At 61.8% G+C, this 9614-nt stretch carries 12 protein-coding genes; 8 read left to right on the plus strand and 4 right to left on the minus strand.

The genetic code is table 11. From position 1 onward, the window contains the following. Nucleotides 1-18: 18 nt before the first annotated feature. Complete coding sequence (gene pdxH / locus IBX54_RS02255; RefSeq protein WP_296541030.1) at nucleotides 19-672, plus strand: pyridoxamine 5'-phosphate oxidase; 654 nt, start codon at nucleotides 19-21, stop codon at nucleotides 670-672. A 262-nt stretch (nucleotides 673-934) separates the two neighbouring features. Here the strand turns inward: pdxH and IBX54_RS02260 are convergent, their stop codons facing one another. Further along, on the minus strand, nucleotides 935-1306 hold the full coding sequence (locus tag IBX54_RS02260; protein ID WP_296541031.1) for a hypothetical protein: 372 nt from the start codon (nucleotides 1304-1306) through the stop codon (nucleotides 935-937). 160 nt (nucleotides 1307-1466) lie between these two features. Here IBX54_RS02260 and IBX54_RS02265 point away from each other — a divergent pair, with 160 nt between their 5' ends. Continuing rightward, nucleotides 1467-1793, plus strand: coding sequence for a multidrug efflux SMR transporter (locus tag IBX54_RS02265; RefSeq protein WP_296541032.1), 327 nt, complete (start codon nucleotides 1467-1469; stop codon nucleotides 1791-1793). A gap of 23 nt (nucleotides 1794-1816) precedes the next feature. Here the strand turns inward: IBX54_RS02265 and IBX54_RS02270 are convergent, their stop codons facing one another. Continuing rightward, complete coding sequence (locus IBX54_RS02270; protein WP_296541033.1) at nucleotides 1817-3016, minus strand: MFS transporter; 1200 nt, start codon at nucleotides 3014-3016, stop codon at nucleotides 1817-1819. Here IBX54_RS02270 and IBX54_RS02275 point away from each other — a divergent pair. Continuing rightward, nucleotides 3015-4010, plus strand: coding sequence for a patatin-like phospholipase family protein (locus tag IBX54_RS02275; protein WP_296541034.1), 996 nt, complete (start codon nucleotides 3015-3017; stop codon nucleotides 4008-4010). The two genes, IBX54_RS02270 and IBX54_RS02275, sit on opposite strands and share 2 nt — an antisense overlap. 165 nt (nucleotides 4011-4175) lie before the next feature. Beyond that, nucleotides 4176-4568, plus strand: a complete 393-nt coding sequence (locus IBX54_RS02280) for a hypothetical protein (protein WP_296541035.1) — start codon at nucleotides 4176-4178, stop codon at nucleotides 4566-4568. A 117-nt stretch (nucleotides 4569-4685) separates the two neighbouring features. Here IBX54_RS02280 and IBX54_RS02285 read toward each other — a convergent pair whose 3' ends face one another. Further along, nucleotides 4686-4877, minus strand: coding sequence for a putative motility protein (locus IBX54_RS02285; protein ID WP_296541036.1), 192 nt, complete (start codon nucleotides 4875-4877; stop codon nucleotides 4686-4688). A 46-nt stretch (nucleotides 4878-4923) separates the two neighbouring features. Further along, nucleotides 4924-5148 (minus strand): DUF2835 family protein, encoded by a 225-nt coding sequence (locus tag IBX54_RS02290; RefSeq protein WP_296541037.1) that lies wholly within the window; start codon nucleotides 5146-5148, stop codon nucleotides 4924-4926. Between the two features lie 58 nt (nucleotides 5149-5206). On the opposite strand from IBX54_RS02290, the gene IBX54_RS02295 reads away from it, so the two are divergent. From IBX54_RS02295 to pabB, 4 genes are all read left to right on the plus strand, one after another. Continuing rightward, complete coding sequence (locus IBX54_RS02295; RefSeq protein WP_296541038.1) at nucleotides 5207-6430, plus strand: multidrug effflux MFS transporter; 1224 nt, start codon at nucleotides 5207-5209, stop codon at nucleotides 6428-6430. Then, nucleotides 6430-7461, plus strand: a complete 1032-nt coding sequence (gene miaA / locus IBX54_RS02300) for a tRNA (adenosine(37)-N6)-dimethylallyltransferase MiaA (RefSeq protein WP_296541039.1) — start codon at nucleotides 6430-6432, stop codon at nucleotides 7459-7461. Before IBX54_RS02295 ends, miaA begins: the two co-directional genes overlap by 1 nt. Continuing rightward, a complete protein-coding gene (locus tag IBX54_RS02305) occupies nucleotides 7458-8150 on the plus strand; it encodes an ABC transporter ATP-binding protein (RefSeq protein ID WP_296541040.1) in 693 nt (230 codons plus the stop codon). The genes miaA and IBX54_RS02305 overlap by 4 nt, the downstream gene beginning before the upstream one ends. Before the next feature lie 11 nt (nucleotides 8151-8161). Next, the coding region (pabB, locus tag IBX54_RS02310) for an aminodeoxychorismate synthase component I (RefSeq protein WP_296541042.1) at nucleotides 8162-9614 on the plus strand (1453 nt) is incomplete at its 3' end.

Below are 9614 nucleotides of genomic sequence, written 5' to 3' on the forward strand. Positions count from 1 at the left end.
ATTCCCTATACTTCCGGCATGACCAATATCGCAGCCCTTCGCAAAAGTTACGAACGCGCCGAACTCAATGAAGACGCTTCGCATGCCGACCCCCTGAAACAGTTTGAACAATGGCTCAAAGAAGCCATTGCCGCCGATGTGCCGGAGCCCAATGCCATGACCGTGGCCACTGTGGCGAGCAACCTGCGCCCCAGCACGCGCGTGGTGCTGATCAAGGGCTATGACGAACGTGGCATCACCTGGTTCACCAACTACGACAGCCGCAAAGGCCAGGAACTGGCGGGCAACCCTTTTGCAGCCTTGCAGTTCCACTGGGTCGAGTTGGAGCGCGTGGTGCGCATCGAGGGTGTGGTGGAAAAAGTCAGTGCCGAGGAAAGCGATGCCTATTTTCACAGCCGCCCGCTCGACTCGCGCATTGGCGCCTGGGCCAGCCCGCAAAGCCAGGTGATCTCGGGGCGTGGCGTGCTGGTGGCCAACGCGGCGCGCTATGGCGCCCAGTTTTTACTCAACCCGCCGCGCCCACCACACTGGGGTGGCTACCGCCTCAAGCCCGACAACTGGCAGTTTTGGCAGGGCCGCAAAAGCCGTCTGCACGATCGGCTCAGATATAGCCTGCAGAATCTATCGGAGACGAATGAACAGCTATGGACCCGAGAGCGACTGGCACCTTGAGCCTGCAACGCTCACCCGAAGACCTGAAGCGCAGCGCCGCGCGAGCAGCAGCCGTGGCTGGCCAGTGTTTGGCGCAAGTTGGTGCGCTAACTTGCATGAATCCAAAGCGATGCCCCAAATGATGAAAGCGTACCGTCATCGCGAGCGCAGCGTGGCGATCCATGTCTTGCGGGTGCATGGATTGCTTCACTGCGTTCGCCATGACGGGGGAGCGTTCGCGATGACGCGGCTCTTTCACGTTAAAGACCGGGCGCGGCCGTACTTACCTGCGGTTTGAGTTGCTCGGGGCGCGGTCGTAGCGGTCGTAGCGGTCGTAGCGGTCGTAGCGGTCGTAGCGGTCGTAGCGGTTGCCGACGCCGTAGTGGCCAGCGCGTTGCCACTTCTGCGCGCCAAGGTGGCGTCCGTTGTCATGGCGCTGGTAGTAGATGGGCGCGGGCACGTAGAAGTTGGGCGCGGGCGCGTAGTACGGCCGGGGCTGCACATACACAGGTGCCGGCTGCACATAGATGCCAGGGACCTGCACGCCGATGGAAAAGTACACATCGCTGCGGGCGTGTGCTGACGAAGCCGCCACGATGGCACTTAGCGCGACTGCCACTGCTGCGAGCGATTTGGTGGAAATCAGATGTTTCATGACTACTCCTTGGGTTGGTGTGAATCGCATCTTGCGCTTAGGCGCATGAACGCGAGCTGAACCGTTTCAAGAAATACAGCGGGCGGGCTCAGCGGTTGACGGGTTCACAGAGCCAATTGGAAAACCAGAGGAAAATGCCAGAAATTTCCAGAGATACATCATGCAAAACGCCCTGCTTCTTGGTTCAGCCATCTTTTTTGAGCTGGTTGCCACCGCGTCTCTCAAAGCGTCTGACGGTTTCACGCGTGTGTTGCCCGCGATCTTGACCGTGCTCGGCTACGGCGCCTCGTTTTATCTGCTGTCGCTGACGCTCAAGCGCATGGAAATCAGTGTCGCCTATGCCATTTGGTCAGGCGCAGGAACAGCGTTGATGGCCGTGGTGGGGTATTTTGTATTTGCAGAACAACTCCCGCCGCTGAAATTGGCGTCCATCGGACTGATTGTGCTGGGTGTTGTGGGGCTTAACCTGGCCAGCAAATCGGCCTGAGTTGGTGCCGGGTGTCCTCAACTTCAGTTGGGCTGTTTCTGGCGCCAAACGGCAATGACAATGGCCGCCGCCATGGCCTGCACCAGGGCGATCGTCATCACCGAGCCAGTCCAGCCCGAAGCTTCAAATGCCAAGCCGGCACCCCAAGAGCCCGCTGCGCCGCCTGCGTAATAGCTCATGTAGTAAATGCCGGTGGCCAAAGAACGGCCCTCGCTGACATTTTTTGAAATGGCGCTGATGGTGGCGGACTGGCACAGAAAAACGCCGCTCGAGCAAACGGTCAGACCGACCACCACGGCCGGCAAATAGGCCACCAGCGTCAACAGCAAGCCGGCGGCAGATATGGCCACACCCCAAAGCAGCGTGCGCATGTAGCCCAGGCCGTCGATATGGCGCCCGGCAAGCGGGGTCACCAGCGCACCCACCAGATAGACGGCAAACACATTGGCCAAACCGGCTGCTGAGAGATTGAAGGGTGAAGCTGCCAGGTACAAGTTAACGTAGGTGAAGGTGCCCACCAGGGAAAACAGCACGCAAAAGCCCACGGCGCAAGATGCCATCAAGCGCTTGTGATGCAAGTGGCGCCACAGGGTGGTGAGCGCTGCGTTGACGTTCCGGTTGGGAACAAAGTGACGTGAAGCCGGCAGCAGCCACAGCACCAGCACGGCGCCCAGAAAATTCATGATGGCCAGGGTCACAAATGCGCCCCGCCAGCCAAACAGGTCGCCCAAATGTCCGGTGAGGAAACGCCCGCTGAAGCCGCCCATGACCGTGCCGCCCACATAGGTGGCAGTCATGCGGGCTACGCCGCCGCTATCACGAAACTCCTCGGCGATGTAGGCGATCAATACCACCACGATGCCGGGCACGGCCAGGCCTTGCAAAAAGCGCAGGGCAATCAAGGTGTCGAGGCTGGGCGCAATCGGTATCAGGGCCGTGGGCAGCGTCATGGCAAACATGGACAGGCACAGGATGCCCCTGCGCCCGAGCGCGTCAGACAGCATGCCCATGACGGGCGAAACCAGCCCCACGGCCAGCACCGTAGCGCCCACCGTCATGCCGGCTTGCAGCGCCGAGGCAGAGAAGTCTGCCATCACCATGGGCAACACGGCCTGGATGGAATAGACGTTCAAAAACGCAAAGAAACCAATGACCCAAACAATGGGCTGGGATGCCCGCACGCCGTCGCCCATGAAAAAAAGACGCAGGTTGGTGGCAGACATGGCCGAATTTTATGGCTTGCTGCGCGTTGCCAGCGCACCACCTGTCCCGCCCGCAGCCCCCGTCGCGACTGCGCCCAAGGCAAAGCCGGTCATTGGCCTTGCGCTGGGCGGCGGCTCGGCCAAGGGATTTGCGCACATTGGCGTCATCAAGGCGCTGGAAGCGCAGGGCATTGTGCCGGACCTGGTGATTGGCACCAGCGCGGGCTCGGTGGTGGGCGCGCTGAATGCGTCAGGCAAAAGCGGATTCCAATTGCAGGAACTGGCAATTCCGTTCGACAAATGGCAGTTTGTCGATTGGGGCATGCCCAACCGCGGGCTCATGAAAGGCGACGCACTGGCCAAATTCATCAACACGGCAGTTGGTGGGCGCGCCATCGAGAAGTTTCCGAAAAAATTTGGCGCCGTCGCCACCGATCTCCAATCGGGTGAGCCGATCGTGTTCCGCTCGGGCGATGCCGGCACGGCGGTGCTGGCCTCAAGCAGTATTCCGCTGGCTTTTCAGCCGGTCAGCATCCGTGGGCGCCAGTATGTCGATGGCGGCCTGCTCAGCCCTGTGCCGGTCAGGCTGGCATTCGAGATGGGCGCCACATTTGTCATCGCTGTTGATATTTCCGACAAACCGGCCAATGGCGGCATCGACACCTCGATGGACGTGGCGCTGCAAACCCTGGCAATCATGGGCGAGATGATTCGCCGCTACGAAAAGCCAGCCGCCGATGTCTTGATCCGGCCAGACATTTCAAGGCTCGGCTCGGTCGATTTTGAAAACCGCCGCTTGGCCATCATGCAAGGTGCAAAGGCTGCCGGCCTTGAAATGCGGCGACTTAAGGACACTCTGCATAACTCTGGCAAGCTTTGGCGAGCGCAATTAGCCTCGCCTGCTGACCGTGTCAGCGTGCTATGGCAAAGTCGAAATTTGCGTCGCCGGGAAGCCGTCGTCGCCATCGTCTTCGTCAAGTTTCGACTTTGGCAAATCAAATTTGGCAGCAGGTAAAACCGCTGCCGGTGGTGCAGGTGCAGGTGCAGGTGCAGGTGCAGCCGGTGCCAACGCAACAGCCGGTGTTGTTGCAGCGGCAAGCGGAGTAACGGGAGCGGGCTGCTTGAGCGCCGTTGGCTCTTCTGCCGATGCGGCCCAGAAACCGGTCTCGGGCAGCTTGTCATGGGGACAACCGCAATTGGGGGCAAATTTCCACACGATGAGGAAATCGGCGGCTTCTGCGCTGTTGTCAAAAAATTGAATTTCAGTCAAAAACTGCTTTTGCAGTTCGGGTGCGTAACGCATCAAGGCATCGTGCCATTTGAGCAGCACCAACTGGATCAGCAACACATCGGAGCCGCCCGACGGGGCCATTGGCACAGTCTCGCAGCCGACCCAAGCGAAGGGAATGCCGTAGCGACGCAAAACGCTTTTCAAGGCAAGCCGGATCATCACAAGTCGAATGTCGTTTTTCTTCAGCTGAGCGCTCACTGGCTCAACAACAACAGCCGGCGGCTTGAGGTTTTTTCTGGACCTGCCAAACAAAAATTCAAACATACAGAGGTATCCCCATAAAAAGTGGCATGAATCGGCGAGCCCAGTTTAGCCGAGGTTTGCACGGCCAAGGGTTGGCAATCAACGCACGGACCAATCGCGTCATTGCATCGTATGTTGGGCCCGAGGTCCCTGGGATCAGGCTGTGGTGTTGATCTGGGTTCCCACACTGCCGCTGGTTGCCAGGGGAATGCTGTCGAGCAGCTTCATGGCGGTTTGGGCCTGCATATCAAGCGTCTTTTTCAAAACCGTCGTCTGAACATTCTGGTTTTGTTGACTTTGCTGCATTTGCATTGATGTATCAACGAGTAATGACAGAGACATATCCATGACGAACTCCTTTCAAAATTGGCATTATGCGCGTTTGCACGATGGTTTACCCGGTCAACCGGCGCAATTGCGAGTTCTTGTGGTCCTCGGTGCAGGTCAGCACAAACTGGCCCTTGATGCCGGTGTCGGTGACGAATTTGGTCAACGCCGAAGCCGGGAATCTGATCGAGGCGCCGTTGCTGCATTGCGCCACCACATGGCGCGCGGCACCCCGATAATAGTTGAGGTACTGTTGCGCCGAAATGTCCAGAAAAAATTCGAATTGCTTCATGCCGGAAATCATAAATGAAGCAGGCGCTCGGGCCGTGCCATCTGCTACGCTCCAAGCCATGCCAAATCAAGCCACGGCCACTGCCACGCCTAAAGCCATGCCGCCTGGCGTGATCGTGCTGCTGCTGTCGCTTTTGCTGGGTCTGCAGCCCATCACCACCGACCTTTATTTACCTGCGCTGCCGGTGCTCACCGCCGGTTTTGACGCGCCCATGCAGCAGGCGCAGTTGACGCTGACGGCGCTGCTGCTGGCCTTTGGTGTGTCGCAACTGGTGTGGGGGCCGCTGTCTGACCGCTTTGGCCGACGGCCCATTTTGCTCATTGGCCTGGGCGCTTATGTGCTGGCGGCCGTGGGCGGCACGCTGGCACCCGGCATGACCGCGCTGATTGTGTGGCGCACGGTGCAAGGCGCCGCCATGGGCGCGGCGGTGATGTGCGCGCGCGCCATTGTGCGCGACCTGTATGCCCCCCTGCAGGGCGCCAGGGTCATGAGCAAAGGCTTGAGCGGCCTGGGCGTGATTGCCTTTTTGAGTGCGCCACTGGGCGGCCTGCTGACCGAGGCCTTCAACTGGCGATTCGCCCTGCTGGCGCTGGCCGTCTTTGGCGCGGTTTGCCTGGGGCTGATTGCCTGGCGTTTTGAAGAAACCCTGCGTCGCAAAAACCCTGCCGCGTTGCAAACCGCCACGCTATTGGCCACCTGGAACAGCATCTTGCGCCACCCCACCTTTTTGGCCTTCTCGGCGCTGTCGGCGGCGTCTTATGGTGGGCTGTTCACCTTTTTGGCGGCCTCGTCGTTTGTCTTCATGAACGTGCTGGGTTTGAGCAAAACGCACTACGGCGCACTCATGGCGCTGAACTCGCTGGGCTATATTGGCGGCACTTTTTTGTGCCGCCACTGGCTGCCCCGCTTTGGCGTGCGCCGCTCGCTCAAATGGGCCGGCGTGCTGTCGCTGGCTGGCGGCACGCTGATGGCTGGGCTCAGCCTGGCGGGTGTGCAAAGCGTGTGGGCCATCATGGGGCCGCAGTTGCTTTTTATTGTGGCGCACGGCATTCACCAGCCCTGCGGCCAAAGCGGCGCGGTGGGGCCGTTCCCGCACGCGGCCGGTGCGGCGTCGGCAGTGAACGGCTTCCTGATGATGCTGGCCGCCTTTGTCATGGGCAGCTGGCTGGGCACGCACATGGATAGCACCGTGCTGGCGCTCACGTTAGGCGTGTGGTTCTGGAGCGCCCTGATCGCGCTGACCGCCTGGACCCTGGTGCAAAAGTATGGGGAGCCAAAATAATGGGGGTCAGATTCCAATTAATTTCACCGCTGCCCCGCTATCTGGCGCTGGCCGGCCCCACCGCGTCGGGCAAAACGGCGGCGGCGCTGGCCATGGCACAACGCTGGCCGGTGGAGATCATCAGTGTCGATTCGGCGCTGGTGTACCGCAGCATGGACATTGGCACGGCCAAACCCAGCGCCGCCGAGCTGGCTTTGGTGCCCCACCATCTGATCAACATCCGCGACCCGTTGCAGGCCTACAGCGCCGCCGAGTTCGTGGCCGATGCAAAACAGTTGATGATCGACATCACGGCGCGCGGCAAGCTGCCGCTGCTGGTGGGCGGCACCATGCTGTACTTCAAGGCGCTGCGCGACGGGCTTGACGAGATGCCGCGCGCCGACCCGGCCATCCGCGAAGCCATTGCGCTGGAAGCTGCGCAACATGGCTGGCCCGCGCTGCACGCCGAGCTGGCGCGGGTTGACCCGGTAACAGCGGCGCGGCTGGCCCCGGCCGACTCGCAACGCATCTCCAGGGCGCTGGAGGTGTTTCGCATCAGCGCTCGGCCGTTGTCGTCGTTTCAAACCCGGTCGGCACAGGCCGCACAAGCCATTCCAGGCGACAACAACACGGCCCCGGGGCAAGCGCTTGCACCTTTCCCGCCCACAGATCAAGCTGCCGGCAGCCTGCTGATTTCACTGGAACCGACCGACCGCGCCTGGTTGCACCAGCGCATTGCCCAGCGCTTCGATGCCATGCTGGCCGCTGGTTTTCTGGACGAGGTGCGGGCCTTGCGGGCGCGCGGCGACCTGCACCCTGACCTGCCCGCCATGCGCTGCGTCGGCTACCGCCAGGCCTGGGAAGCTTTGGACGGTTTATGGCCCATGAGCGAGCTGCGCGACAAGGGTAGTGCCGCCACACGCCAGCTCGCCAAGCGCCAGATCACTTGGCTGCGCTCCATGTCTGAGCGCCAGGTGGTGGCCTGTGATGCGCCGGATGCGCTGGACCAGGTGCTGGCCCTGGCCAAGCGTTTTATTGAAGGCCCGCCATGACCCTGACCATCAACAACTTGAGCAAAAGCTACGGCCAGACGCCGGTCTTCAGCCAGGTTTCACTGCGCGTGGCACCGGGCGAATTTGTTGCCATCGTGGGCGAGTCGGGTGTGGGTAAATCGACGCTGCTCAACTGCATGGCGGGGCTCGACAGCTGGGACAGCGGCACGGTGCAACTCGATGGGCAGGATTTGGGCACGCTCAACGACGAGCAACTGGCGCGCCTGCGCCGCGAAAAAACCGGTTTTGTGTTCCAGGCCTTTCACGTGCTGCCGCACCTGAGCGTGGCGCAAAACGTGGCCCTGCCGCTGATGTTGCTGGGCCAGCATGACGACGCGCGGGTGCAGGCCATGCTCGATGCCGTGGGCCTGACCGGTTTGGGCACTCGCCTGCCGCAGCAACTCAGTGGCGGCCAGTTGCAGCGCGTGGCCATTGCCCGCGCGCTGGTGCATCGGCCTATGCTGCTGCTGGCCGACGAGCCCACCGGCAACCTCGACCCCAGCACCGCTGCGCGCGTGATGGACGCGCTGGTCGAGCAAACCCGACAGCACGGCGCCGCCATGGTGCTGGTGACGCACTCAAGCGCTGCGGCCCAACGCGCCGACCGGATGTTGACGCTGACGGCCACCGGGTTGGTCAGCTACGCCAGCACCACTGACGCGCCCATGGCAACAAGCACCCACGCGTGAGACTGAAACGTATGCAGGTTCTGCTTGATTTTTGCGACCCGCACGGCCAACAAGCCGCGCTGCGCTGGGCTTTCGACACGCCACAACAGACCCTGGTGGCGCACACCCCGGAACAAGTCAAGCCGCTGCTGCAAGCCGTCGATGCCCTGGCAAGGCAAGGCTTCTGGTGCGTCGGTTATCTGCGTTATGAAGCCGCGCCCGCGTTTGATGCCGCACTCAAAGTGCATGAGCCCGACGGCCCGCTGGCGTGGTTCGGCGTCTACGACAAGGCCCTGCCGTGGCCCGCCGAAACTTCTGAGGATGATGACGCCACCCGCGTGCAGTGGCAAAGCGGACTGAGCCGAGCGAATTTTGATGTGGCCATGGACCGCATGCACCAGGCCATTGCGGCTGGCGACCTGTACCAGATCAACCACACCGCGCCGCTGCATGGCGCGTTTTCTGGCGACCCGCAGACGCTTTTCAGGCGCCTGCACCGCGCCCAGCCCCAGGGCTACGCCGCTTTCATCGACAGCGGCTTTGAGCAGGTGCTGTCGGTCTCGCCCGAGTTGTTTTTTGACTGGAAAGATGGGCCAGCCATGCAGGGCGGGCAATTGTTGACGCGCCCCATGAAAGGCACCGCGCCACGTGGCAGCAGCGCCGCAGACGATGCCACGCTGGCTGCCGCGCTGGTGGCCTCGCCCAAAGAGCGCGCCGAGAACGTGATGATTGTCGATTTGCTGCGCAACGACGTGTCGCGCATTGCGCAGCCGCATAGCGTCAAGGTGCCGCATCTTTTTACCGTGCAAACGCTGCCCACAGTGCTGCAAATGGTGTCCGATGTGACCGCCACCACCCTGCCCGGCACCACTTTATGCGACGTGTTCAGCGCGCTGTTTCCGTGCGGCTCGGTCACCGGCGCGCCCAAGGTGCAGGCCATGCGCATGATTCAGGCGCTGGAGCCCGCGCCGCGCGGCATTTACTGCGGCGCCATCGGCGTGGTGCGCCCCGGCGGCCACGCCACCTTCAACGTGGCGATTCGCACTGTCACGCTGCGCGGCACACAAGCCACCTGCGGCATCGGCAGCGGCATCACGGCGGACGCAACGGCCGAGGCCGAATGGCAGGAATGGCGCATCAAGCGCGGCTTTCTGGCGCGCGCCAGCGAGTCGTTCAAGCTGCTGGAAACCCTGCGCCTGGAAAATGGAAGCTTTCACAATTTGGACGCCCACCTGGCCCGGCTGCAGCGGGCTGCAAGGCACTTTGGGTTTCCATTTGATGAGGCGGTCATCAGGATGACTTTGAGGCAACTGCACACCGACCCACCTCACAGCCATCGCCATGGACAAGCCGTCATTGCGAGCGAAGCGCGGCAGTCCATGCAGTCCGGGGGCATGGATTGCCACGTCGCTGACGCGACTCGCAATGCTGAAGGAATCTGGCGCGTGCGCCTGCTGCTCGATGACAAGGGCCGCGCGCAGGCGC

The sequence above is a fragment of the Rhodoferax sp. genome, from assembly GCF_014859475.1.
Classification (GTDB): domain Bacteria; phylum Pseudomonadota; class Gammaproteobacteria; order Burkholderiales; family Burkholderiaceae_C; genus Rhodoferax.